26 protein-coding genes and 2 tRNA genes are annotated in these 21,322 nt (G+C 67.1%); 10 read left to right on the top strand and 18 right to left on the bottom strand.

Annotated features, from left to right (window positions below):
* Positions 1–68: 68 nt before the first annotated feature.
* Together IFT87_RS11285 and IFT87_RS20705 are read left to right on the top strand one after the other, a co-directional pair.
* The gene (locus IFT87_RS11285; RefSeq protein ID WP_037527447.1) at positions 69–752 is read left to right on the top strand and encodes a peptidylprolyl isomerase; all 684 of its coding nucleotides are present in this window, start codon (positions 69–71) and stop codon (positions 750–752) included.
* Between the two features lie 140 nt (positions 753–892).
* Positions 893–2,095, top strand: a complete 1,203-nt coding sequence (locus IFT87_RS20705) for a methyl-accepting chemotaxis protein (RefSeq protein WP_192008480.1) — start codon at positions 893–895, stop codon at positions 2,093–2,095.
* Between the two features lie 88 nt (positions 2,096–2,183).
* On the opposite strand, the gene IFT87_RS11295 is transcribed toward IFT87_RS20705, so the two are convergent.
* A tRNA-Ala gene (locus IFT87_RS11295) sits at positions 2,184–2,259 on the bottom strand.
* An 82-nt stretch (positions 2,260–2,341) separates the two neighbouring features.
* On the bottom strand, positions 2,342–2,668 hold the full coding sequence (locus tag IFT87_RS11300; protein ID WP_031395784.1) for a TIGR02300 family protein: 327 nt from the start codon (positions 2,666–2,668) through the stop codon (positions 2,342–2,344).
* A gap of 98 nt (positions 2,669–2,766) precedes the next feature.
* Here IFT87_RS11300 and aroA point away from each other — a divergent pair, with 98 nt between their 5' ends.
* Complete coding sequence (aroA, locus tag IFT87_RS11305) at positions 2,767–4,113, top strand: 3-phosphoshikimate 1-carboxyvinyltransferase (RefSeq protein WP_031441627.1); 1,347 nt, start codon at positions 2,767–2,769, stop codon at positions 4,111–4,113.
* Position 4,114: 1 nt separating this feature from the next.
* Positions 4,115–4,750 (top strand): (d)CMP kinase, encoded by a 636-nt coding sequence (cmk, locus tag IFT87_RS11310; protein ID WP_192008481.1) that lies wholly within the window; start codon positions 4,115–4,117, stop codon positions 4,748–4,750.
* Between the two features lie 256 nt (positions 4,751–5,006).
* Here the strand turns inward: cmk and IFT87_RS11315 are convergent, their stop codons facing one another.
* Positions 5,007–5,264, bottom strand: a complete 258-nt coding sequence (locus IFT87_RS11315; RefSeq protein WP_031441625.1) for a SemiSWEET family transporter — start codon at positions 5,262–5,264, stop codon at positions 5,007–5,009.
* 275 nt (positions 5,265–5,539) lie between these two features.
* Between IFT87_RS11315 and rpsA the strand changes: the two genes are divergently transcribed.
* From rpsA to IFT87_RS11340, 5 genes are all read left to right on the top strand, one after another.
* Positions 5,540–7,258, top strand: coding sequence for a 30S ribosomal protein S1 (gene rpsA / locus IFT87_RS11320; protein ID WP_031393081.1), 1,719 nt, complete (start codon positions 5,540–5,542; stop codon positions 7,256–7,258).
* A 128-nt stretch (positions 7,259–7,386) separates the two neighbouring features.
* Positions 7,387–7,668 (top strand): integration host factor subunit beta, encoded by a 282-nt coding sequence (locus tag IFT87_RS11325; protein WP_031393082.1) that lies wholly within the window; start codon positions 7,387–7,389, stop codon positions 7,666–7,668.
* A 64-nt stretch (positions 7,669–7,732) separates the two neighbouring features.
* Positions 7,733–7,816, top strand: a tRNA-Leu gene (locus tag IFT87_RS11330).
* A 149-nt stretch (positions 7,817–7,965) separates the two neighbouring features.
* Positions 7,966–9,270 carry an ABC transporter substrate-binding protein gene (locus IFT87_RS11335; RefSeq protein ID WP_249403298.1) on the top strand — a complete coding sequence of 435 codons (1,305 nt, stop codon included), beginning with the start codon at positions 7,966–7,968 and terminating at the stop codon, positions 9,268–9,270.
* Positions 9,271–9,275: 5 nt separating this feature from the next.
* Positions 9,276–9,701 carry a DUF4112 domain-containing protein gene (locus IFT87_RS11340; RefSeq protein ID WP_037527432.1) on the top strand — a complete coding sequence of 142 codons (426 nt, stop codon included), beginning with the start codon at positions 9,276–9,278 and terminating at the stop codon, positions 9,699–9,701.
* Between the two features lie 7 nt (positions 9,702–9,708).
* Here the strand turns inward: IFT87_RS11340 and IFT87_RS11345 are convergent, their stop codons facing one another.
* The 11 genes from IFT87_RS11345 to IFT87_RS11395 form a co-directional block, all read right to left on the bottom strand.
* Positions 9,709–10,428, bottom strand: coding sequence for a ribonuclease T2 family protein (locus IFT87_RS11345; protein ID WP_192008532.1), 720 nt, complete (start codon positions 10,426–10,428; stop codon positions 9,709–9,711).
* A gap of 5 nt (positions 10,429–10,433) precedes the next feature.
* Positions 10,434–10,862: a hypothetical protein gene (locus tag IFT87_RS11350; RefSeq protein WP_192008482.1), complete on the bottom strand. Its 429-nt coding sequence runs from the start codon at positions 10,860–10,862 to the stop codon at positions 10,434–10,436.
* 74 nt (positions 10,863–10,936) lie between these two features.
* Positions 10,937–11,782: a carboxylating nicotinate-nucleotide diphosphorylase gene (gene nadC, locus IFT87_RS11355; RefSeq protein WP_031441621.1), complete on the bottom strand. Its 846-nt coding sequence runs from the start codon at positions 11,780–11,782 to the stop codon at positions 10,937–10,939.
* Entirely contained in the window at positions 11,779–12,783 is a 1,005-nt protein-coding gene (gene nadA / locus IFT87_RS11360) for a quinolinate synthase NadA (protein WP_037527429.1), read from the bottom strand. Before nadA ends, nadC begins: the two co-directional genes overlap by 4 nt.
* A 14-nt stretch (positions 12,784–12,797) precedes the next feature.
* A complete protein-coding gene (locus IFT87_RS11365; protein WP_042467614.1) occupies positions 12,798–13,538 on the bottom strand; it encodes a DUF4230 domain-containing protein in 741 nt (246 codons plus the stop codon).
* Entirely contained in the window at positions 13,523–14,374 is an 852-nt protein-coding gene (locus tag IFT87_RS11370; RefSeq protein WP_031441618.1) for an MBL fold metallo-hydrolase, read from the bottom strand. The genes IFT87_RS11365 and IFT87_RS11370 overlap by 16 nt, the downstream gene beginning before the upstream one ends.
* A 148-nt stretch (positions 14,375–14,522) precedes the next feature.
* Positions 14,523–16,154, bottom strand: a complete 1,632-nt coding sequence (locus IFT87_RS20710; protein WP_192008483.1) for a M56 family metallopeptidase — start codon at positions 16,152–16,154, stop codon at positions 14,523–14,525.
* Positions 16,151–16,519, bottom strand: coding sequence for a BlaI/MecI/CopY family transcriptional regulator (locus IFT87_RS11380; RefSeq protein WP_037527427.1), 369 nt, complete (start codon positions 16,517–16,519; stop codon positions 16,151–16,153). Before IFT87_RS11380 ends, IFT87_RS20710 begins: the two co-directional genes overlap by 4 nt.
* Positions 16,520–16,870: 351 nt before the next feature.
* On the bottom strand, positions 16,871–17,197 hold the full coding sequence (gene grxD, locus IFT87_RS11385; protein WP_031395260.1) for a Grx4 family monothiol glutaredoxin: 327 nt from the start codon (positions 17,195–17,197) through the stop codon (positions 16,871–16,873).
* Positions 17,198–17,207: 10 nt separating this feature from the next.
* Positions 17,208–17,438, bottom strand: a complete 231-nt coding sequence (locus IFT87_RS11390; protein WP_031395261.1) for a BolA family protein — start codon at positions 17,436–17,438, stop codon at positions 17,208–17,210.
* 4 nt (positions 17,439–17,442) lie between these two features.
* Positions 17,443–17,766 (bottom strand): DUF1476 domain-containing protein, encoded by a 324-nt coding sequence (locus IFT87_RS11395; RefSeq protein WP_031395262.1) that lies wholly within the window; start codon positions 17,764–17,766, stop codon positions 17,443–17,445.
* Positions 17,767–17,916: 150 nt separating this feature from the next.
* Here IFT87_RS11395 and IFT87_RS11400 point away from each other — a divergent pair, with 150 nt between their 5' ends.
* On the top strand, positions 17,917–18,114 hold the full coding sequence (locus tag IFT87_RS11400) for a hypothetical protein (RefSeq protein ID WP_037527422.1): 198 nt from the start codon (positions 17,917–17,919) through the stop codon (positions 18,112–18,114).
* 24 nt (positions 18,115–18,138) lie between these two features.
* On the opposite strand, the gene IFT87_RS11405 is transcribed toward IFT87_RS11400, so the two are convergent.
* From IFT87_RS11405 to leuC, 4 genes are read right to left on the bottom strand one after another with little or no spacing between them, the layout of a single operon-like run.
* Positions 18,139–19,137: an NADPH:quinone oxidoreductase family protein gene (locus tag IFT87_RS11405; RefSeq protein WP_192008485.1), complete on the bottom strand. Its 999-nt coding sequence runs from the start codon at positions 19,135–19,137 to the stop codon at positions 18,139–18,141.
* On the bottom strand, positions 19,100–19,729 hold the full coding sequence (gene leuD, locus IFT87_RS11410; RefSeq protein ID WP_037527420.1) for a 3-isopropylmalate dehydratase small subunit: 630 nt from the start codon (positions 19,727–19,729) through the stop codon (positions 19,100–19,102). The genes IFT87_RS11405 and leuD overlap by 38 nt, the downstream gene beginning before the upstream one ends.
* Positions 19,726–19,851: a hypothetical protein gene (locus tag IFT87_RS20715; protein WP_261362615.1), complete on the bottom strand. Its 126-nt coding sequence runs from the start codon at positions 19,849–19,851 to the stop codon at positions 19,726–19,728. The genes leuD and IFT87_RS20715 overlap by 4 nt, the downstream gene beginning before the upstream one ends.
* On the bottom strand, positions 19,848–21,287 hold the full coding sequence (gene leuC / locus IFT87_RS11415) for a 3-isopropylmalate dehydratase large subunit (protein WP_037527419.1): 1,440 nt from the start codon (positions 21,285–21,287) through the stop codon (positions 19,848–19,850). The genes IFT87_RS20715 and leuC overlap by 4 nt, the downstream gene beginning before the upstream one ends.
* Positions 21,288–21,322 lie beyond the last annotated feature (35 nt).

The raw sequence follows: 21,322 nt of genomic DNA on the forward strand, positions 1-21,322 counted from the left end.
TTCGACCAGCGACAAAATCGTCCCATTTTAACCCGTCCGCGAATGGGACAGAATTCAGGAGTTTCGACATGCTGCGATACGCCGTCCTCGCCACCCTGCTGGGCAGCACCCCGCTTGCCGCGCAAGAGGTGCCATCAGTGCCAGCGCCTGCCATCACGCCAGCCACCGGGCCCGCAGATGCGTCGCCACCGGTGCCCGTTGCGACGCCGCGCCCCGCGACCATCGGCGTGACCCTGACCACCAGCCTCGGCCCGATCGTGCTCGAGCTCGAGAAAGAGCGCGCTCCGATCACCACCGCGAATTTCCTGCGCTATGTCGACGCGCGCAAGCTCGACGGCACGACCTTCTATCGCGCACTGCGGCTGGGGCCAGATACGGGACTGATCCAGGGCGGGATCGAGGGCGATCCCAAGCGGGCCTTCCCGCCGATCGCGCACGAGCCGACCAGCAAGACCGGCGTGCTCCACACCGACGGCACGATTTCGCTCGCACGGCTGGCGCCGGGGACCGGCCGCGCCGACGTCTTCATCACTGTCGGCGCGATCCCCTTCCTCGACGCGCATCCCGAGAAGCCGGGCGACAATACGGGCTTTGCCGCCTTTGGCCACGTTGTCCAGGGCATGGACATTGTCCGCGGGATCCTCGCCGCGCCCACCTCGCCGACCAAGGGCGAAGGCGTGATGAAGGGCCAGATGATCGCCGCACCGATCCGCATCCTGACCGCCCGGCGGACTCCGCCCGCGACACGGTAACGCCCGTCGTAAAGGGTAACGGATCGGGGTTAAGTAACGGACTTAAAACCATTTTGGGCTAGTCCGCGGTGATGCAGACGCGACATGCCGTAATCCCCCGCCCCTTGCCAGCGGTGGAAGCCGCGCCAGGCACCGGATCGATGCCCCCCGACGTCTTGCTGGCGATCGCGATGACCGCGGTCGCGGACGGCGTCGTGGTCTTCGACCCGGCGGAGCGGATCGCGCTGGTCAATCCACGCGTGGGGGCGCTGTTCCGCTTCGACCCGGACCGCGTCATGATCGGCATGGACATGGCGGACTTTCTCGGAGCCGTCGGCTGGTCCGCGGCACGGATCGCGACGGTGGTCGACAATCATCGTCGCTGGCAGGCCCGGCAGGAAAGCGTCGATATCGATCATCATTTCGACGACGGGACGATCCTGCATATCAACTTCGCCCCGCTGCCCGGGCACTGCGCGGTAATCACCTACCGCGACGTCACGGTCGAGCGACGGCTGACCGACGTCGTCGCGGCGCAAGCCGCGCAGGCGGAACGGTTCCGCAAGGAGATCGCGACCGTCGTCACCGAAACCGATGCCGCGGCGGCGGAAGGCCAAGCGATGGGCCGCGCGGGCGAAGCCGAACTCGAACTGATCGTCCGCGATTTGGGCGACGTCGTCGTCGCCGCGCAGCAATCCACCGCCGCGATGCAGGATGCCGCACAGACCTCGGCGATGATGGCGGGCATGATCGACACGGTCGTCGACCAGGTCCGCCACACCAGCAGCGCCGCCAGCGGTGCGATGGCGCATGCGCACGAGACGGTCGCCCTGTCGCAAGGGCTGTCGGACCGTGCCGGATCGATCGGCTCGATCCTCGACATCATCCGCGCGGTCGCCCGGCAGACTAGCCTCGTCGCGCTCAACGCCGCGATCGAGGCGGCGCGCAGCGGAGAGGCCGGGCGCGGCTTCGCAGTGGTCGCAGCCGAGGTGAAGACGCTTGCCACGCAGACGTCCGATGCGGTCGCGCGGATCGAGCCGCAGATCTCGGCGATGCAGATCGCGACGCGCGACGTCGTCGCGGCGAATCGCGCGATCGCGCACGACATCGCCGATATCCAGGCTCGCGCGGTCATCGTGACCGACACCGCACATAGTCAGAGCGAGCGCATTCTCGCGATCACCGCCGCGATCGACGAAACCGCGCTCACCGCGCGCGCGATGACCGACAGCGTCGAACATCTCGAAGTCCGAAACCAGCGCTTCATCAGCTTGGCCCGGCGGATCGGCCAGCAGCTCGAATCCGTACACGCACTGACCCATGGTCTCAGCGTCGCCACCGAGACCTTCCAGGCGACCTATTGACGCCCGTCACCGCACAACGGCAGTACGACCCGCTGCGGGGTATCCATCATAAATAAGGGACCGCGACCGCGTCGCGTATCAACGAGAATGGTGGAGCCGAGGGGGATCGAACCCCTGACCTTTCGCATGCCATGCGAACGCTCTCCCAGCTGAGCTACGGCCCCATTCCCGTTGGGAGGCGGCTCACTAACCGGAGCCGCCCGGGTTGGCAAGCGGCGTAAACGCCGCCTGCCAAATTTCTTTATCTCAACGCTCGTGCTCGTCCTGCGGCGTCTCGACGCCAAGGTCGTCGTCGCCGCCCAGATCGACTTCGTCGTCCGCGGACGGCTCTTCGTCCTCGCCGGTGATCGAGGCGATATCCTCTTCCTCGTCACCCTCGAGATCCGCATCGGGCTTCTTGGTGTCGGGCTTGGCGACCTCGAACGGCAGCGGCTGCTTCGACTTCAGGATCGGCTCGGGCTCCCACGCATACCCGCATTCGATGCAGGTGACGGGGTCGGCCTTTTCGAGGTCGTAGAAACGCGTCGCGCATTTCGGACACGAACGCTTCGTGCCCCATTCCGGCTTGATCATGCCGATAGAACCTTTCGAATGGATAGATTGTGGGGGATGCCCCCGCAAAGTGGGCGCGCCTTGCCATAGCGCAAGGCCACTGTCAAAAGCCCGGCCCCATGACACACCCCCTCCCCCAACCGCTGGACGTCGTCGCGCGCGGTCCGTTGACCGGTTCGATCGCGGTCCCCGGTGACAAGTCGATCAGCCACCGCGCGCTGATGTTCGCGAGCCTCGCGGTCGGGACCAGCCGGATCACCGGCCTGCTGGAGGGCGAGGACGTGCTCGCCACCGCGGCGGCGATGCGCGCGATGGGCGCGACGATCGAGCGGCAGGACGACGGCATCTGGGTCGTCGACGGCGTCGGTGTCGGCGGGCTGCTCCAGCCCGAGACCGCGCTGGAGATGGGCAATTCGGGCACCTCGACGCGGCTGCTGATGGGGCTGGTGTCGAGCCACCCGATCACCTGCACCTTCACCGGTGACGCCTCGCTGTCGGGACGACCGATGGGCCGCGTGATCGAGCCGCTGTCGCAGATGGGCGCGGACATCACCGCGTCGCCCGGCGGCAAGCTGCCGCTGATGGTGCGCGGGATCTGCCCCGCGGTGCCGATCACCTACACGTTGCCGGTCGCGTCGGCGCAGGTGAAGTCGGCGATCCTGCTGGCGGGGCTCAACACGCCCGGCATCACCACGGTGATCGAGCCGGTCGCGACGCGCGATCACAGCGAGCGGATGCTGACCGGGTTCGGCGCGCAGCTGACCGTCGAGGAAACGGACCAAGGCCGCGTGATCTCGATCACCGGCGAGGCGGAGCTGACCCCGCAGGATATCGTCGTGCCGGGCGATCCGTCGTCCTCAGCCTTCTGGCTGGTCGCGGCGTCGATCGTGCCGGGGTCGGACATCGTCGTGCGCAATGTCGGGCTGAACCCGACACGGATCGGCATCGTCACGGCGCTGCGCATGATGGGCGCGGACATCACCGAGCTCGATCCGCGGACCGTCGGCGGCGAGCCCGTCGCCGACCTGCGCGTCCGCCATGCCGCGCTGACCGCGATCGAGGTGCCGGCCGATCTCGCGCCGAGCATGATCGACGAATATCCGGTGCTGTTCGTCGCCGCGGCGTTTGCGTCCGGCACGACCGTCGCCAGGGGCGCGCACGAGCTGCGGGTGAAGGAATCGGACCGGATCACGACGATGCGGATCGCGCTCGAGGCGTGCGGCGTGACGTGCGAGGAATTCGAAGACGGCATGGCGATCACGGGTTCGGGCGGGGCGGCGATTCGCGGTGGCGCTCGGGTCGCCTCGAAACTCGATCATCGCATCGCAATGAGCATGGTGGTGGCTGGACTTGGCAGCGCCGAGCCCATCACGATCGACGACATATCGCCGGTGGCGACGAGCTATCCCGTGTTCTTCCGGTCGCTCGACGAATTAACGGGTCGGGCGACCGGCCAGGGGAATTAAGATGATCATCGCAGTCGACGGTCCGGCGGCATCGGGCAAGGGCACGATCGCGCGCGCCCTGGCGAAGCATTACGGCCTCCCCTATCTCGATACCGGCTTGCTCTACCGCGCGGTCGCGCTGAACGTGGCGCGGATGGGGCTGGACCCCGAACAGGAAGCCGATGCGGTTGCCGCATGCGACTTCGACGATGCGGTGATGACGGACCCGGCGCTGCGCGACGACGATGTCGGGGCGATGGCCTCGATCGTGTCCGCACATCCGCTGGTCCGCGCGGCGCTGATGCAGCGGCAGAAGCGGTTTGCCGCGCAGGCGGGTGGCGCAATTCTCGACGGGCGCGATATCGGCACGGTGATCGCGCCGGATGCGGATGCCAAGCTGTTCGTGAAGGCGACCCCCAATATCCGCGCGCAGCGGCGCCATGCTGAATTGCAGGCACGTGGCGGGACGGCGAGCAAGGACCGCGTGCTGGCGGACATCCGGGCGCGGGATGCGCGCGACAGCGGGCGCTCGATCGCACCGCTGGTGATGGCGCCGGACGCGGCGCTGCTCGATACGAGCTTCCTGTCGATCGAAGCGTCGGTGCAGCGCGCGGTGGCGCTGGTCGAGGCGCAGCGGGCGAAGAAGGCTGCGGGTTAAGTCTTTCGCTTCCCGCTTAGAGCAACACCACCCCGGCGTAGGCCGGGGCCCAGTTGGAAAGGTCGCAGTAACGGAGCGCTGCCCTTAGTCAGCGACGTCTCCCAACTGGGCCCCGGCCTTCGCCGGGGTGGTGGTTGGGGGAAGCTGCGGTAAACCAACAGCGTTTCCCCGCGAAGGCGGGGACCCAGACTGGGCTCCCGCCTTCGCGGGAGACCAAGGGGGCGGAGAGCCGGCACTCGTTCCGAAGCCGCCCCCCTTACAACGCCGTCGCCAGCGTGATCGCGCCCAGCACCACCCCCGGGAAGTTCGCCACCGCGATCGGCCAGTCGCGCTTCGGCTTCAGCACGCCATACGCGACCCACAGCCCGCAATTGACCATCGTCGCGAACGGCTGGACCACCGATCCCTTCTGACCGGCCAGGTTCAGCATGATCTGGTCGATATACGACAGGTACATCACGATTGCCGTCGCCGTGGCGATCCAGCCCAGCACGAGAATGCCGCGTTCGCTCAAATCTTCGCTCCTGTTGTAAGCCGCCCCTAACGCTGCAGCGGCGAACTTGCTCCGAGACGGGGTTTCCGCTACACAGGAGCGTCCGGCGAGCGATGCTCGTGGAGGAAGGCGCGGAGACCTCTGACTCTCACGCGCCGTTTTCGCATTCAGCGTCTACGTCCTCTGCGCCTCGTGCCGTCCGGATGCCGTGCCGGCGTTCGGTCGTCGCGGCAACGAAGGCCAAGACCAGCGGATCCAACCGCTTGGCCGGAAACAGACTAGGATTACTGAATTCTATGGCAACCCAGGTAATGCCGTCGCGCGACGATTTCGCCGCGATGCTGAACGAGACGCTCGGCGACGCCGACAGCTTCGAGGGCCGCGTGGTGCATGGCACCGTGACCGGCATCGAGAACGACATGGCCGTCATCGACGTCGGTCTGAAGTCGGAAGGCCGCGTGCCGCTTCGCGAATTCGCAGCGCCGGGCCAGAAGGCTGACCTGAAGGTCGGCGACGAAGTCGAAGTCTATGTCGACCGCGTCGAGAACGTCCATGGCGAAGCGATGCTCAGCCGCGACCGTGCGCGCCGCGAAGCCGCATGGGACAAGCTGGAAACCGAATTCTCGAAGACGACCCGCGTCGAGGGCGTGATCTTCGGCCGCGTGAAGGGTGGCTTCACCGTCGACCTGAACGGCGCCGTCGCGTTCCTGCCGGGCTCGCAGGTCGACATCCGCCCCGTGCGCGACGTCACCCCGCTGATGGACATCCCCCAGCCGTTCCAGATCCTGAAGATGGACCGCAAGCGCGGCAACATCGTCGTGTCGCGTCGCGCCGTTCTCGAAGAGACGCGCGCAGAGCAGCGTTCGGGCCTGATCCTCAGCCTCGCCGAGGGCCAGATCATCGACGGCGTCGTCAAGAACATCACCGATTACGGTGCGTTCGTTGACCTCGGCGGCATCGATGGCCTGCTGCACGTCACCGATCTCAGCTACAAGCGCGTCGGTCACCCGAGCGAAGTCCTGAACATCGGCGACACCGTCAAGGTGCAGATCATCCGCATCAACAAGGACACCCAGCGCATCAGCCTCGGCATGAAGCAGCTGGAGAGCGATCCCTGGGATGGCGCGATGGTCAAGTATCCGGTCGGCGCCAAGCTCACCGGCCGCGTCACGAACATCACCGAGTATGGTGCGTTCGTCGAGCTGGAAGCGGGCATCGAAGGCCTTGTCCACGTGTCGGAAATGTCCTGGACCAAGAAGAACGTCCATCCCGGCAAGATCGTGTCGACCTCGCAGGAAGTCGACGTCATGGTCCTCGAAGTCGATTCCGAGAAGCGTCGCATCTCGCTCGGCCTCAAGCAGGCTCAGGCCAATCCGTGGGAGGCCTTCGCGGCCGCGCATCCGATCGGCTCGACCGTTGAGGGCGAAGTCAAGAACGCGACCGAATTCGGTCTGTTCATCGGCCTCGACAACGACGTCGACGGCATGGTCCACATGTCCGACATCGCCTGGGGCGTTTCGGGCGAGGACGCGCTCAACCTGCATCGCAAGGGTGAGACCGTCGAGGCCGTCGTGCTCGACATCGACGCCGAGAAGGAGCGTATCTCGCTCGGCATGAAGCAGCTCGAGCGCGGCGGGCCTTCGGCCGGCGGCATCGCAGCAGCAGGCGACAAGCTGAACAAGAACGCGATCGTCACGGTCACCGTTCTCGAAGTCCGCGACGCGGGCCTCGAAGTTCAGCAGGGCGACGATGGCGCGACCGGCTTCATCAAGCGCACGGATCTGGGTCGCGATCGCGACGAGCAGCGTCCGGAGCGTTTCCAGGTCGGCCAGAAGTTCGACGCGATGGTGACGGGCTTCGATCGTTCGAAGAAGCCGACCTTCTCGATCAAGGCGATGCAGATCTCCGAAGAGAAGCAGGCTGTCGCTCAGTATGGTTCGTCGGATTCCGGCGCGACCCTCGGCAACATCCTGGGCGAGGCTCTCAAGGCCCGCACGGAAGCCGAAAAGAAGTAAGCGAATTGGGACCGGGATGCTCGATGCATTTCGGTCCCTTTTGCTTTTGGCTTGAAACTCATTTGGTGCTATCGCCCCAATTACTGACCTAAATCAGTATTATCACATATGGGCGGGGGCTCGTTACCATGATCAGATCTGAGCTTGTTCAAAAACTGACCGATGCGCATCCGGACCTGGAGCCGCGCGAGGTCGAATTGATCGTCTCGTGTTTCTTCGACGAGATCTCGAAGCGCCTGGCCGCCGACGGCCGGGTCGAACTGCGCGGCTTCGGCGCATTTTCCACGCGCGCGCGCGATGCGCGGACCGGACGCAATCCCCGGACCGGCGAAGTCGTCGCTGTCGACGCCAAGCGCGTCCCCTATTTCAAGCCCGGCAAGGAAATGCGCTCGCGTCTTAACGTCGATTGAGCGGCACCTGCGGGTCCAACATGGGTTGACCCTGCGCTCGACCTCGTCTTTCTGACTCCAGTGTGCGGACGTGGCGAAACCGGTAGACGCAGGAGACTTAAAATCTCCCTCCCCTGGAGTGCGGGTTCGAGTCCCGCCGTCCGCACCATCACGCTTGCCTGTGCCGCCGCGCTGCTCTTCGCACCGGCGGCCTGCAACCGGCGCCGCGACTCGGGCGCGGTCGTCGTCAGCGCGATCGGTGGGGTGCCCGCTGCCGCGGATGCCCGCCGAGGCCCGATCGACCTCCCCTCGCGCCTGTTGATCGATTCGACGGCGCAGGGGCTGGTCCGGTTCGATGCTGCCGGCCAGATTGAGCCCGGCCTGGCCGAACGTTGGATCGTCATCGATGATGGCATGAGCTATATTTTCCGCCTGCGCGAAGCCACGTGGAGCGACGGTAGCCGCATCACCGCGGACCAGATTGTCGCGATGCTCAAACGCCAGATCGTGCCGGCATCGCGCAATCCACTCGCCCCCTTTCTCAGCGCGGTCGACGAGATCGTCGTGATGACGCCGCAGGTGATCGAGGTCCGGCTGTCGCGGCCGCGTCCCGACCTGCTCAAGCTGTTCGCTCAGCCCGAACTTGCCCTGCTGCGTCTGCGCCCGCCCGGCGGCAGCGGCCCGTTCCGCATCGCCCAGCCCGGCGCCGCGCCGCTGCTGCGCCCGGTCTATGATCTCAACCGCGCCGACCCCGAAGACCAGCTCGAGATGCAGCCCGAACGTGACGTCCGTCTGATCGGCGAGCGCGCCGCGCGGGCGATCGCGCGGTTTGCGCATCGCGACTCGGACCTGGTCAGCGGCGGCAGCTTCGCCGACTGGCCGCTTCTCGCGACGGCCGATATCGCCCCCGCCGCGATCCGGGTCGACCCCGCGGTCGGGTTGTTCGGGCTCGCGATCGTTTCGCGGACGGGCTTCCTTGCCGAGGCGGCGAACCGCGCCGCGATCTCGCAGGCGATCGATCGCAGCGCGCTGACCGCCGCGATCGCCCCCAATTGGGAGGCGGCCGACCGCATCCTCGCCGAACCGCTCGACTCCGCCGGGCTCCCGCAGGTGCCGTCATGGACGCTGCTGAACCAAGACGAGCGCCGCGCGGGTGCCCGGTTACGGGTCGCGACGTGGCGCGAGCAGGCGCAGAGCGGGCCGATCGCGATGCGGATCGCCCTGCCCGCCGGATCGGGCGCGACCATCCTCTACGCGCATGTCGCCGCCGCCCTGCTCCGGATCGGCATCCTGCCCGAGCGCGTCGCGATCGACGCCCCCGCCGATCTGCGACTGATCGATCTGGTGGCGCCCTATGATAGCGCGCGCTGGTATCTGGCGAACGCCTGCATCGTCTGCAGCGCCCCCGCGCAGGCGGCACTCGACGCCGCGCGTGCGGCACCGACGCTTGCCGAACGCAGCCAGCGGATTGCGGCGGCCGATGCCGCACTGAACGAGGACGTGCCCTTCATTCCGCTCGCACGGCCGCTCCGCTGGTCGCTGGTCGCGACGCGGCTGCAACAATGGCAGCCGAACAGCCGCGCGTGGCACCCGTTGAACAGGCTTCGTCCCGACACCAAGTGAGTAGCATGACCAACAATGCCACTCGCATCGATCCCGCCACGCTGGCCAGCAGCTTCGCGATCGGTCAGGACCCGGCCTCGGTCCGCGCCCGGGTCGAGGCGCTGGAGCGGATTCTCGAACGCGCGTTCATGGTCCCCGGGATCAACCGCTCGATCGGGCTCGATGCGATCGTCGGGCTCATTCCCGTCGTCGGCGACCTGATCGGTGCGCTGATGGGAAGCTGGCTCGTCTGGGAGGCGCGCAACCTCGGCATGTCGAAGTTCCAGCTCGCCCGGATGATGGGCAATGTCGGGTTCGATGCGGCGCTCGGACTGGTGCCGTTCGTCGGCGACGCCGCAGATTTCATGTTCCGATCGAACACGCGCAACCTGCGGATCATTAAGCGTCACCTCGACAAGCACCACCCCTCAACTGTCACGCTGGCCGGCTGAGTACGGGTCAGCCCTCGCCGCGCCAGATCCTGATCGGCGTGCCCTGCGTAACCCCGCCTGCGTACGCGGGGCAGCGCTTGTAGCGGAAGGCGGTGTCGAGGCAGATCCATAGCTCGTCGAGCCAGCCCTGCTTGGTCGTCGTGACGCGCATCATTGCCGCGTTAAGTCCCGGATTGGCCTTCGCCATCGCCGCCGCAAACTGTCCGGCGGTCAGCGGGCTTCGCGACAGGGTGTCCATGTCGGGATAGCGCAACTTGGCGTAGAGGCTGCTCGACTGGCGGAAATAGCGTGCGGGCTGATAGCCCGGCATGCAGGTCCCGTGCTTGGCCCATTCATGCTGGATCAGCTGCGCCGACGGCGTCGTGCAGAGCTGGCGCTTGATCACTGCCTGCGGGACGATCGCGGTCGCGCGACAATATTGCGGCCAGGTCTTGCCCGCGCCGTCGGGCCACAGGCCGTGGAGCGTGAAGCCGAACCGGTTGCCCGCCCCGCACTGGAACCTGGCGCTCGGCTGGTCGCCTTTCTCGCGGCAATATTGCGGGGCCCAGGTGATGGCGAGCGTATAGCTCGCGATCGGCAGGATCCGCGCGGGTTCGCGCGCGGACGGCAGGTCGGGGCGGACGCGGTCGATGCCGCCCATGGGCGCCGAACAGCTATAGGCCTGCGCCGCGGCAATGCCCGGCGCGGACAGCCCCGCGACGATCATCATGCCCGCGAGTCGGTTCATCCGCGTCATGCCTCGATCTCCTCCTCGGCATCGTCGTCGACGCCGCGGTCCGCGACCTCGTCGAACCAGGCGCGCGCGCGCGGCCGGAACAGCAGGACGATCGGCAGGATCGTCAGCACGAGCTGCGCGATCGTCAGCATCCCGATCAGCCCTGTCGCAAGCACCCCCGTCGCGACCTGCAGCATCACCCCAGCGGCGCCGAGTACCGTCAGCGCGACGAGCAGCCACAGGGCAACCCGGCTACCCCTGCGCGTCGTAAGGATCAGCAGCAGCAGCGACAGTCCGACGCCGAACGCCGTCACCCCTGCCGCCAGTGCAAAGCCGCCCTGCGCAACCGCGGCATCCCAGGTCAGCACGCTGACCGCGATCAGCAGACCGATCGAGGCGAGATACAGCCATTCGGCCAATATAACGGATTTGGGACGCATCTTCACCCTGTTCATTTCGCGATCATGTCGTGGCGGCACGATACCGCGTCTCTACCCACGCGCCAGTCCCCGCGCGCCAATCAAAGCGTCGCGAAATCGAGCCCGATATCGGCGGCGGGCGCGGACTGGGTCAGCCGTCCGACCGAGACATAGGTGACCCCGCTCTCGGCGATCGCGCGGATCGTGTCGAGCGACACGCCGCCCGATGCTTCGGTCGGCACGCGGCCATCGACCAGCGCGACCGCACCGCGGAGAATCTCGGGTGGCATGTTGTCGAGCAGCAGATGCGTTGCCCCCGCCGCCAGCGCGGGCTCGATCTGGTCGACACGGTCGACCTCGACGATGATCTGCGCGATGCCCGCATCCCTCGCCCGACGCACCGCCTCGCCGACGTCGCCGGCGACCGCGACGTGATTGTCCTTGATCATCGCCGCATCCCACAGCCCCATGCGGTGGTTCTGCGCACCGCCCATGCGGGTCGCGTATTTTTCGAGCACGCGCAGCCCGGGGATGGTCTTGCGCGTGTCGAGCAGGATGGCGCCGGTGCCCTGCATCCGATCGACATAGGCCTGCGTCATCGTCGCCACACCCGACAGGTGCTGGACGGTGTTCAGCGCGGACCGCTCGGCGGTCAGCATCGCGCGCGCGCGGCCCTCGATCCGCATCAGCTCGGTACCCGCAGCGACCGCCTGCCCGTCCTCCACGAGATGCTCGATCCGGACCTCGGGATCGAGCGCGCGGAAGAACGCATCGGCGAGGGCGAGGCCTGCGACGGTGATCGCGTCGCGGCTGTCCATCACCCCGGCAAAGCGCGCCTCGGCGGGGATCACCGCCGCAGAGGTGATGTCGCCGATCGTGCCCAGATCCTCGGCCAGCGTCGCAGCGACGAACCTATCGATGTCGAAGCCCGCCAGCGCTGCGCTCACGAACGCGTCCCGCTGGTCTGCGCCGGGCCGAGATCGCCCATCCCGACCGTGCCCGAGGCCATCGCCAGCATCGCATCGAGGCTCTTCTTCGCCTGGAGCCGCAGCCCCTCCTCGATCTCGATCCGCGGCGACAGATCGCGCAGCGCAACGTACAGCTTCTCCATCGTGTTGAGCGCCATGTACGGGCAGATATTGCAGTTACAGTTACCGTCGGCGCCGGGCGCACCGATGAAGCGCTTGTTCGGCAACGCCTTTTCCATCTGGTGGATGATATGCGGCTCGGTCGCGACGATCAGCGTGTCGCCGGGCATCGCGATCGCATAGTCGAGGATGCCGCGCGTCGACCCGATATAATCGGCATGGTCGAGGATGATCGGCGGGCATTCGGGATGTGCGACGATCGGCGCGCCCGGATTGGCGGCCTTGAGCTTGAGCAGCTCGCTTTCGCTGAACGCCTCGTGGACGATGCACACGCCCGGCCACAACAGCATCTCGCGCCCGGTCTTGCGGACCAGATAGCCGCCGAGATTGCGGTCTGGGCCGAAGATGATCTTCTGGTCCGCGGGCAGCTGCGACAGGATCTTCTCGGCCGACGAGGACGTCACGATGATGTCGGACAGCGCCTTCACCTCGGTCGAGCAGTTGATGTACGTCAGCGCGATGTGATCGGGATGCTTGGCGCGGAACGCCGCGAACTGTTCGGGGGGACAGCTGTCCTCGAGGCTGCAGCCGGCATCCATGTCGGGCAGCACGACGATCTTGTCGGGCGACAGGATCTTGGCGGTCTCCGCCATGAACCGCACGCCGCAGAACGCGATGACATCCGCCTCTGTCGCCGCCGCCTTGCGCGACAGGTCGAGGCTGTCGCCGACGAAATCGGCAATGTCCTGCAATTCGGGCTTCTGGTAATAATGCGCGAGGATGATCGCGTTCTTCTCCTTGCGGAGCCGCTCGATCTCGCCGCGAATGTCGATGCCCGCAAAATTCTGGTGGAGTTCCATTGTCGTATCCCGGTTTAGTTGCGGTTCCCTAGCACGTCCTGCAGCGAACGCGACGTGTCCCATCGCTCGGTCGACGCCTGCGCCTCGTCGGCGAAGCGCACGCTGACGGTCGCATCCACTCCCGCCGCGCGCAGCGGCATCGCGAAGCTACGCTCGACCGCACGCCGCGTCGCGTCGCGCGCCAGCCGGATCATCGCGGGCTCGCGCGCCTGGCGGACCAGCTCGATCTGGCCCGCGCGCCGGTTGGCGGTGTCGAGCCGCTTCTCCGCATCGGTCAGCGTCGCCAGCACACCGCCCGAACCATATTCGCGCAGCGCATTGAGGTCGATTTGCGGCCCCTCCACCTCGACCGGCGGCAATCGCACCGCGAGCGTCCGCGTCGCGGCATCCCAGGCGACATCGCGCTGCGACAGCTTGCCGAGGTCGACCTCATAGCGGACCATTCCCGGCATGATCAGCGTCTTCTCGGTGGTGAAACCCAGTTGCGACTGGCGCGACGTCACCACCGCGACGAACCGCGCGGCAAAGGTCGACAGCCGGTTCTGTTCGCGCAGCCCCTCCAAGCTCGCACTCGCGATCGTCGTCGGGTCGGGCGTCAGCCGGCTCTGCACGTACCGCTGCACGCCCCACAGCGCGATCAGCGCGGCCAGCGCGAGCAGCACCAGCACCCCCGCCGCCTTGGCCAGGAACGACCCGACCCCGCCACGCCGCGCAGACTCCGTGCCGCGGCTGTCCTCGTTCACGCCATCCGCCATGCACCATCCCCTTCCGTCTCGCCGACCAGCCCGCGACCGCGCAGATCATACAGATGCGCCAGCACCGATCCCTCGGCGCCCGGCACCAGCCGCGGATCGAGCCCGACATACATGCGCTCGACCAGCGCCGCGACACCCCGCGGCGCCTCGCGCAGCAGACGGAGGATCTGCCCCTCGCGCTGCTTGCGGTGGCCGAGCATCCCGCGCACCAGCCGCTGCGGCCGCTCGATCGCCTCGCCATGCCCTGGATAATAGACACGGTCGTCGCGTCCCAGCAGCCGCTCGAGGCTCGCCATATAGTCGGTCATGTCGCCATCGGGCGGCACGACGACGCTGGTCGACCAGCCCATGACGTGATCGCCCGAGAACAGCGCCCCGCTCTCGCGCAGGGCGAAGGCGAGATGGTTCGACGTGTGGCCCGGCGTTGCGATCGCCTCGAGCGTCCAGCCCGCCGCGCCGACCGTCTCGCCGTCCGCCAGGACGCGATCGGGTGCATAGAGCGCGTCGAACGAACTATTGGCCGCGACACCGGGCGCGAACGCGGCGGCGCCGACGATCGGCGCGCCGGTCGCGGCCTGCAACGGGCGCGTTGCCGGACTATGGTCGCGGTGATGATGCGTGACAACGATCGCGGCAAGAGGGCGGCCATCGATCACGCGCAGCAAGGCATCGAGATGCGCGGGATCGTCGGGCCCGGGATCGATCACCGCCAGCGCGGTCGTCCCGACGATATGCGTCTGCGTGCCGGTGAAGGTATAGGGCGACGCGTTCGGCGCGAGCACGCGGACGACGAGCGGCTCGAGCTGGATCGGGATGCCGGTCGGATGCTCAGCCATGCCCCCGAAATGGCGGCTGGCGGCGCGCATGGCAAGACCCGAACCCAAGACCCCGCCGCCCGACCCTGTGATACCACCCCGATCCCGTCATCCGGACGAAAGTCAGAGTCCAGGGCCGCAGGCACCGCCCCCTACCCCAGAATGCCGGTCAATCCCGCTTGGCGATGTCCGCCTGGACCTCGGCCAGACCCTCGTCGATGCCGGCAAGCGCCTCGCGGCGTTGCGCAGCGGTCATGTCGGTGTTCTTCTCGATCGAGGCCCGCGCGATCTTCAGACTGGCGAGTGCGGAGGCGTAGGCGCTCGCCTCGATCTCGCGGCTATTGATCGCCGCGGTGGCGGCGTCGGCGGCGGCCTGTTCGATGCGATTGGTGCAGATGACCATCTTGCGCACGCCGCCTTCGGTCCGGTCGATCACATAGTGCTTGCCCGGCCCGTCCTTGCCATCGACGCAGGCGCGTTCGGTCACCTCGGGTACCATCCCCGACGCGACGATCGTGCTGCCCGGCTTCGCACGGATGACCCGCGTGCTGACGGTCTTGCCGTCGCGCGTGACGATCGTCGTGACCTGACGCGCGTCGGCGGGGCGTGCGGTAAGCGGCGCAGCGGGCGCGACAGGCGCCACGGGTGCGACCGGGGTCAAGACTGGCATAGATGGCAGAGGTGGCAGAGGTGGCAGGGGCGCCGCCGGGACGACCGGCGCCACGCGGTCCTCGACACCGGCACGGATCGCCGTGGCGGCCTTGGTGCCCGAAGCGGTCAGCGCGAGCCCCGTCGCGACCAGCAGGCCGACCGAGGCCGCCCCCGTCGCGATCCGGCCGCGTGAAATCCGAGAAGTCGTCAACATGCGCAATCTCCCTTTCAGATCGGTGATGGTGTGGAGGTGACACGCGGCCGACACCGCGCCGCCATGCGCCGCCTTGACGATCGCACAGGCATAGATGTGGCGGTCGACCGCGGATCGGCCGGCGAGCACGCGTGCGTCGTTGGCAAGCTCCTGGTCCGCCCGGAACCGACGAAACGCATGCCAGGCGACCGGGTTGAACCAGTGAAGCGCGAGCACGATCAACGCCACCCAGTTGGCGAACAGGTCGCCACGCTGGTGATGGCCAATCTCGTGCGCGAGCGCCAATTCGCACTCGTCCGCGTCATAGCGATCCGCGAAATCACGCGGAAACGCGACGTAGCGGCGGACGAGACCGAAGGCGAGCGGACCCGGCGCCGCCGCGGTGGCGATCACGCGCACCCCGTCGCGGTCGTCGAGCCGGTCCGCGCTGTCGAGCATCTGCCGGCAGAACCGTCGATGCTGAAGCAGATGCCAGACGAGCAGCCCAAGCGCCCCGACCGCCCATGCGGCCCCCAGCGCGCTGCCGAGCCCGCCCCCGAACAGTCCCGCAAGGACCGCGCCGAACGACGGTTCCACCACATCCGGTGTCGCCGCAGCCATCGTTGCCCCCGTCGTCGCGGCCGTTGCAGCGGGCGCGATCATGTAGACGCTGATCGTCTCGCCAGCGCGCGTAATGGGCGTCGCCGCCGCGTGCCACGTCTCGGGCATCGACGGCAGCACGAGCCGCAACACGGGCAGCGCCCAGAGCGCATAGGCGACCTGCGCCCCGAAGGCGCGGCGCACCGGGGCGCGGACCAGCAGCACGACGAGCATCAGCAGCGTCGATGCGATCAGCGCGTCGCTGGCCCATCCCGCGAGCGCGGCCGTATCGATCGACTGGAGGGCGGCGGCGGGGCCGTCTCCGATCCCCCCGGACAGGATTGGCCCCGCGCTCATGCTTTGAGATCCTTCAGCAACGCCTCGATCTCGGCAATGTCCTGCGCGGTCAGTTCGTCGCGTTCGGCGAGATGCGCGACCAGCGGCGTCAGCCTGCCGCCGAACAGCCGGTCCATCAGCCGCCGCGACTCGCCCGCCACATAGTCACCGCGCTTGACGGTGGGACGATAGAGGTAGCGCCGGCCATCTTCCTCATGCGTGATCGCCGATTTCGCGATCAGTCGCCCGAGCAACGTCTTGACCGTGTTGGCACTCCAGCCGCGCGCCGGGTCGACGCGTTCGGCGACATCCTGCGCGCTGAGCGGGGATTCGTCCCACAGCACTTCCATGACGCTGTGCTCGGCATCACTGATCCGTTCGGCCACGACTCACTCCTCACTGACTACGCTTGTAATCAGCTCGTTTACGGTCGTAGTCAATGTCAGTTTCTTACGGTTTCGCGATCGACGCCGATGACCGTCTGTGTCGGGTTTCTTTACGATCAGCGGCCGGCGCTGCGGCCGATTAACCACCGAGACCGGGGAAAGCCCGCAACTCGGGCGAACTGGCACATCGTCTGCACCGTCTCATGCGTTACCGAGCGTTCAGCGCTTATGCAGGGTGGACGGGTCGCTGTCATTCAGGTCTCGCACCGGTCCACCCTCACCCGGCACCCTTCAAGCCCCGACCGCGCGGCGGCCAGATACCCCCGCGCGATCCAGAGCCTCGTCAAATACTCAGCCTGCCGCCTTCTGCGCGTCCAGGACCTGCTTCAGTTCGCCGCTCTCGTACATCTCCATCATGATGTCCGATCCGCCGAGGAATTCGCCATCGACATAAAGCTGCGGAATGGTAGGCCAGTCCGAATAGGCCTTGATGCCCTGGCGGATGCCCTGGTCCTGCAGCACGTCGACGCTTTCGAACTCGACCTCGAGATGGTTGAGGATCGCGATCGCGCGGCTCGAAAACCCGCATTGCGGGAATAGCGGGCTGCCCTTCATGAAGAGCACCACGGGGTTGGCCTTCACCAGCGCGTCGATGCGCGCGTGCGTGTCGTCAGTCATGTCGTCGTCCTTATGCAATCACGGTGGTCAGTTGCAGCGCATGAAGAACGCCGCCCATGCGGCCTCCCAGCGCGTCGTAAACGCTCTTGTGCTGCTTCACCCGGCTCAGCCCGGCAAAACTCGCGCTGGTCACGCGCGCAGCATAGTGATCACCGTCCCCGGCCAGGTCGGTGATCTCGACCTCGGCATCGGGAATGGCGTCGCGAATCATCGTGCGGATATCGTCGGCGGTCATCGGCATCGGATTACTGGGCCTCCATTAATTGACGACGCGCCTCGATCATTTGCGTCGCCAGCGCACGGCGCACCGTCGCCTCGTCATGGTCAAGACCCGCCGCAGTCATGTCGCCGACCAGCTTGCGGACGACATCGTCGTCGCCCCCGCCTTCGAGATCGGCATGCACCAGGGCTGTCGCATAGGCGTCGCCCTCTTCGCGCGTCAGCCGCATCTCGGCCGCAGCCCATTGCCCCAGCAACCGATTGCGCCGCGCCGTGACACGGAATGCGAGTTCATCGTCACGGGCAAATTTTGCCTCGAAAGATCGCTCGCGATCGTCAAAAGTCGTCATGGCGCACGTGTTCCCTCCGGCGTGTCGAGCTTAGCAGATAGGTAGCGGTCCGCGGCTCCGCAATAATTTGGTGCGGCTCTGGAACAATGCCGGCACATCCATCATCTATAAGACAGTCACGTGACACAGGGCACGGGCATGGAGAGTAGAATGACTGGCCACCATCCAAGGAGCATTTCGCCGCCGTCCGACACCGCCGTATCGCGTCACCCCGCAGCGCCGCCGATCGGTGCCGGTGGTCATGGTCGCGGTCGCTTCCCTTCGATCGCGCATGGCATGGCACTCGGTGCGGCCGCATCCGCGATCCTGTGGATGGCGATCGTCATGACGATCTCGCGCCTGCTCTGAACCGCCACGGCGCGAGAGACATCATCAGCCGAGTTCGACGACCAGCTTCCCGATCGCGGCGCGTGCGGCCATCTTCGCGATCGCCTTGCCACCGTCCTCCAGCGCGAACCGCTCGGTCACCCGCGGCGCGATCTTGCCGTCGCGCCATAGCTCGAACAGAGTTTCGATATGCGCCTGGTTGGCCTTCGGGTCACGGGCAGCGAACGCACCCCAGAACACACCACACACGTCGCAGCTCTTGAGCAACGTCAGGTTGAGCGGCAGCCGCGGGATACCGGCGGGGAAGCCGACGACCAGATACCGTCCCTCCCAGGCGATCGAGCGCAGCGCGGGCTCGGCATAGTCCCCGCCGACCGGATCGTAAATCACGTCGGCACCCGCCTTGCCGACGGCTGCCTTGAACTGCTCGGCCAGCGCCTTGGACTGGTCCTTGTCGAACGGCGCGCGTGCATAGACGATCGTCTCGTCGGCACCCGCCGCACGCGCGGCGGCGGCCTTCTCCTCGGACGAGACCGCAGCAACGACCCGCGCACCGAACGCCTTGCCAAGCTCGATCGCCGCAAGCCCGACGCCGCCCGCCGCGCCCAGCACGAGCAACGTCTGCCCCGCTTTCAAATGCCCGCGGTCGAGCAAGGCATGGATCGTCGTGCCATAGGTGAGGATCAGCGAAGCGCCCTCGGCAAAGTCGCGCCCCTCGGGCAGGCGATAGAGCTTGGCCGGGTCGGCGACGACCTTTTCGGACAGCCCGCCATGGCCGAGCATTGCGATCGCCCGGTCGCCGACCGCCCAGCCCTCGACCCCATCACCGACCTCTGCGACGATACCCGCGATTTCGCCGCCGGGTGCAAAGGGGCGTTCGGGCTTGAACTGATATTTGTCCTCGATGATCAGCACGTCTGGAAAGTTGATCGCGCAGGCCTTGACGGCGATCACGACCTGACCCGGCGCGGCGACCGGATCGGGCAGGTCCGACAAGATCAGAGTTTCAGGTCCGCCCGACGCCTTCGACAGCAATGCCCGCATAACCGCTTTCCCTCTCCAGAAAGGGGCGATGTTCGGCCACCGCCTCCTCGAATTTCGAAATCGCGGTATCTCTTGCCAGTGTCAGCCCGACCTCGTCCAGCCCTTCGATCAGGCATTGCCGACGAAACGCGTCGAGTTCGAAGACGAAGCGGTCCTGGAACGGGGTGGTGACGGTCATCGATTCGAGGTCGATCGTCACGCTGTCGGTCCGCGCCACCTCGATCAGCCGGTCGATCGCATCCTGCGGCAGGACGACGGCGATGATGCCGTTCTTGAACGCGTTGCCCGAGAATATGTCCGAGAAGCTCGGCGCGATCACCGCGGCGATGCCCATGTCGGCGAGCGCCCAGGCAGCGTGCTCACGGCTCGACCCACAGCCGAAATTATCGCCCGCGATCAGGATCGGCGCGCCGGCATAGCGCGGATCGTCAAACACATTGTCCGGCTGAGCACGGACCGTCTCGAACGCGCCGCGCCCCAGCCCCGTCCGCGTGATCGTCTTCAGCCAGTGCGCGGGGATGATCACGTCGGTATCGACGTTCTTCGCCCCCCAGGGATAGGCGTGCCCCGAAACCGTCGAAACAGGCTTCATCGCGGGCCGGTCTCGGCGGGGGCAACACGTCCGGTACCCGGCAGCGTCCGCGCTGCCGCCATATAGGCTGCAACGCCACTCATCACCGCGCCGGCCATCAACAGCATCATCACACGCTTCATAACTCATGTCCCATCAGGTCGCGCACGTCGCTCAGCCGGCCCGTGACCGCGGCCGCGGCCGCCATCGCGGGCGAGACGAGATGCGTGCGCGCACCCGGCCCCTGCCGCCCGACGAAATTGCGGTTGCTCGTCGAGGCGCAACGCTCGCCCGGCGGCACCTTGTCGGGGTTCATCGCCAGGCACATCGAGCAGCCAGGCTCGCGCCATTCGAAGCCTGCGCCGGTGAAGATCCGGTCGAGCCCCTCGGCCTCGGCCTGACGCTTCACAAGGCCGGATCCGGGGACCACCAGCGCGCGGACACCGTCGGCGACCCGCCGACCGTTCGCGATCGCCGCAGCCGCGCGCAGATCCTCGATCCGGCTGTTCGTGCAGCTGCCGATGAAGACATGCTGAATCGCGACGTCCTGCATCGCGGTACCCGGCGTCAGCCCCATATAGTCGAGCGACTTGCGCGCCGCCGCCTGCTTGGCGGGGTCGGCAAAGCTCATCGGGTCGGGGACATGACCGGTGATCGGCACGACGTCCTCGGGACTAGTGCCCCAGGTCAGGCCCGGCGCGATATCGCTCGCCTGCAGCACGACCGTCTTGTCATAGGTCGCCGCCGCATCGCTCGGCAGCGTGCGCCACCAGGCCAGCGCACGCTCCCAGGATTCGCCGCTCGGTGCCATCGGCCGGCCCTTGATATAGGCGAACGTCGTCTCGTCCGGCGCGACGAGGCCGGCCCGCGCACCCGCCTCGATCGACATGTTCGCGACCGTCAGCCGCCCCTCGATCGACATCGCGCGGATCACGTCGCCGGTATATTCGATCACGTGACCGGTCCCGCCCGCGGCACCGAGCCGCCCGACGATCGCGAGGATCACGTCCTTGGGGCTGACGCCGAAGCCCAGCGTGCCGTCGACGCGGACCTCCATCGTCTTCGACTGGCTCAGCAACAGCGTCTGCGTGGCGAGCACATGCTCGACCTCGCTGGTGCCGATCCCGAAGGCGAGCGCGCCGAGCGCACCATGCGCCGAGGTGTGGCTGTCGCCGCAGACCAGCGTCGAGCCGGGCAGCGTGAAGCCGAGTTCCGGCCCGACGACATGCACGATCCCCTGCTGCACCGCGGTCGCGTCGATATAGTCGATCCCGAACTCGGTCGTGTTGCGACGCAGCGCGTCGAGCTGCTGCGCGCTTTCGGGATCGGCGATCGGCAGCGGCACGCCCGCGGCGTCGACGCGTGCGGTCGTCGGTAGATTGTGATCGGGCACCGCCAGCGTAAGATCGGGCCGCCGCACCCGCCGTCCGGCGACGCGCAGGCCTTCGAACGCCTGTGGGCTGGTCACCTCGTGAACAAGGTGGCGATCGATATAGATCAAGCAGGTGCCATCGTCGCGCCGTTCGACGACGTGCGATGCCCAGATCTTTTCGTAGAGGGTCTGCGGACGGGTGGCCATGCGGCCCCGTTAACCGATAATGCCTGCCGCGCAAA

Source organism: Sphingomonas sp. CFBP 8765 (genome assembly GCF_014841445.1).
In the GTDB taxonomy this organism is placed as follows: domain Bacteria; phylum Pseudomonadota; class Alphaproteobacteria; order Sphingomonadales; family Sphingomonadaceae; genus Sphingomonas; species Sphingomonas aerolata.

Excerpts from the sequence above, each read along its gene's own strand:
- nadA (WP_037527429.1), bottom strand. The coding sequence starts at position 12,783 with ATGGAACTCCACCAGAATTTTGCGGGCATCGACATTCGCGGCGAGATC.
- IFT87_RS20715 (WP_261362615.1), bottom strand. The coding sequence starts at position 19,851 with ATGAAGCGTGTGATGATGCTGTTGATGGCCGGCGCGGTGATGAGTGGC.
- IFT87_RS20710 (WP_192008483.1), bottom strand. The coding sequence starts at position 16,154 with ATGAGCGCGGGGCCAATCCTGTCCGGGGGGATCGGAGACGGCCCCGCC.
- IFT87_RS11345 (WP_192008532.1), bottom strand. The coding sequence starts at position 10,428 with ATGAACCGACTCGCGGGCATGATGATCGTCGCGGGGCTGTCCGCGCCG.
- IFT87_RS11340 (WP_037527432.1), top strand. The coding sequence starts at position 9,276 with ATGACCAACAATGCCACTCGCATCGATCCCGCCACGCTGGCCAGCAGC.
- IFT87_RS11285 (WP_037527447.1), top strand. The coding sequence starts at position 69 with ATGCTGCGATACGCCGTCCTCGCCACCCTGCTGGGCAGCACCCCGCTT.
- leuD (WP_037527420.1), bottom strand. The coding sequence starts at position 19,729 with ATGAAGCCTGTTTCGACGGTTTCGGGGCACGCCTATCCCTGGGGGGCG.
- aroA (WP_031441627.1), top strand. The coding sequence starts at position 2,767 with ATGACACACCCCCTCCCCCAACCGCTGGACGTCGTCGCGCGCGGTCCG.
- IFT87_RS11405 (WP_192008485.1), bottom strand. The coding sequence starts at position 19,137 with ATGCGGGCATTGCTGTCGAAGGCGTCGGGCGGACCTGAAACTCTGATC.
- IFT87_RS20705 (WP_192008480.1), top strand. The coding sequence starts at position 893 with ATGCCCCCCGACGTCTTGCTGGCGATCGCGATGACCGCGGTCGCGGAC.
- cmk (WP_192008481.1), top strand. The coding sequence starts at position 4,115 with ATGATCATCGCAGTCGACGGTCCGGCGGCATCGGGCAAGGGCACGATC.
- grxD (WP_031395260.1), bottom strand. The coding sequence starts at position 17,197 with ATGACTGACGACACGCACGCGCGCATCGACGCGCTGGTGAAGGCCAAC.
- IFT87_RS11300 (WP_031395784.1), bottom strand. The coding sequence starts at position 2,668 with ATGATCAAGCCGGAATGGGGCACGAAGCGTTCGTGTCCGAAATGCGCG.
- IFT87_RS11390 (WP_031395261.1), bottom strand. The coding sequence starts at position 17,438 with ATGCCGATGACCGCCGACGATATCCGCACGATGATTCGCGACGCCATT.
- IFT87_RS11365 (WP_042467614.1), bottom strand. The coding sequence starts at position 13,538 with ATGGCGGATGGCGTGAACGAGGACAGCCGCGGCACGGAGTCTGCGCGG.
- IFT87_RS11395 (WP_031395262.1), bottom strand. The coding sequence starts at position 17,766 with ATGACGACTTTTGACGATCGCGAGCGATCTTTCGAGGCAAAATTTGCC.
- IFT87_RS11400 (WP_037527422.1), top strand. The coding sequence starts at position 17,917 with ATGACTGGCCACCATCCAAGGAGCATTTCGCCGCCGTCCGACACCGCC.
- rpsA (WP_031393081.1), top strand. The coding sequence starts at position 5,540 with ATGGCAACCCAGGTAATGCCGTCGCGCGACGATTTCGCCGCGATGCTG.
- leuC (WP_037527419.1), bottom strand. The coding sequence starts at position 21,287 with ATGGCCACCCGTCCGCAGACCCTCTACGAAAAGATCTGGGCATCGCAC.
- IFT87_RS11325 (WP_031393082.1), top strand. The coding sequence starts at position 7,387 with ATGATCAGATCTGAGCTTGTTCAAAAACTGACCGATGCGCATCCGGAC.
- IFT87_RS11370 (WP_031441618.1), bottom strand. The coding sequence starts at position 14,374 with ATGGCTGAGCATCCGACCGGCATCCCGATCCAGCTCGAGCCGCTCGTC.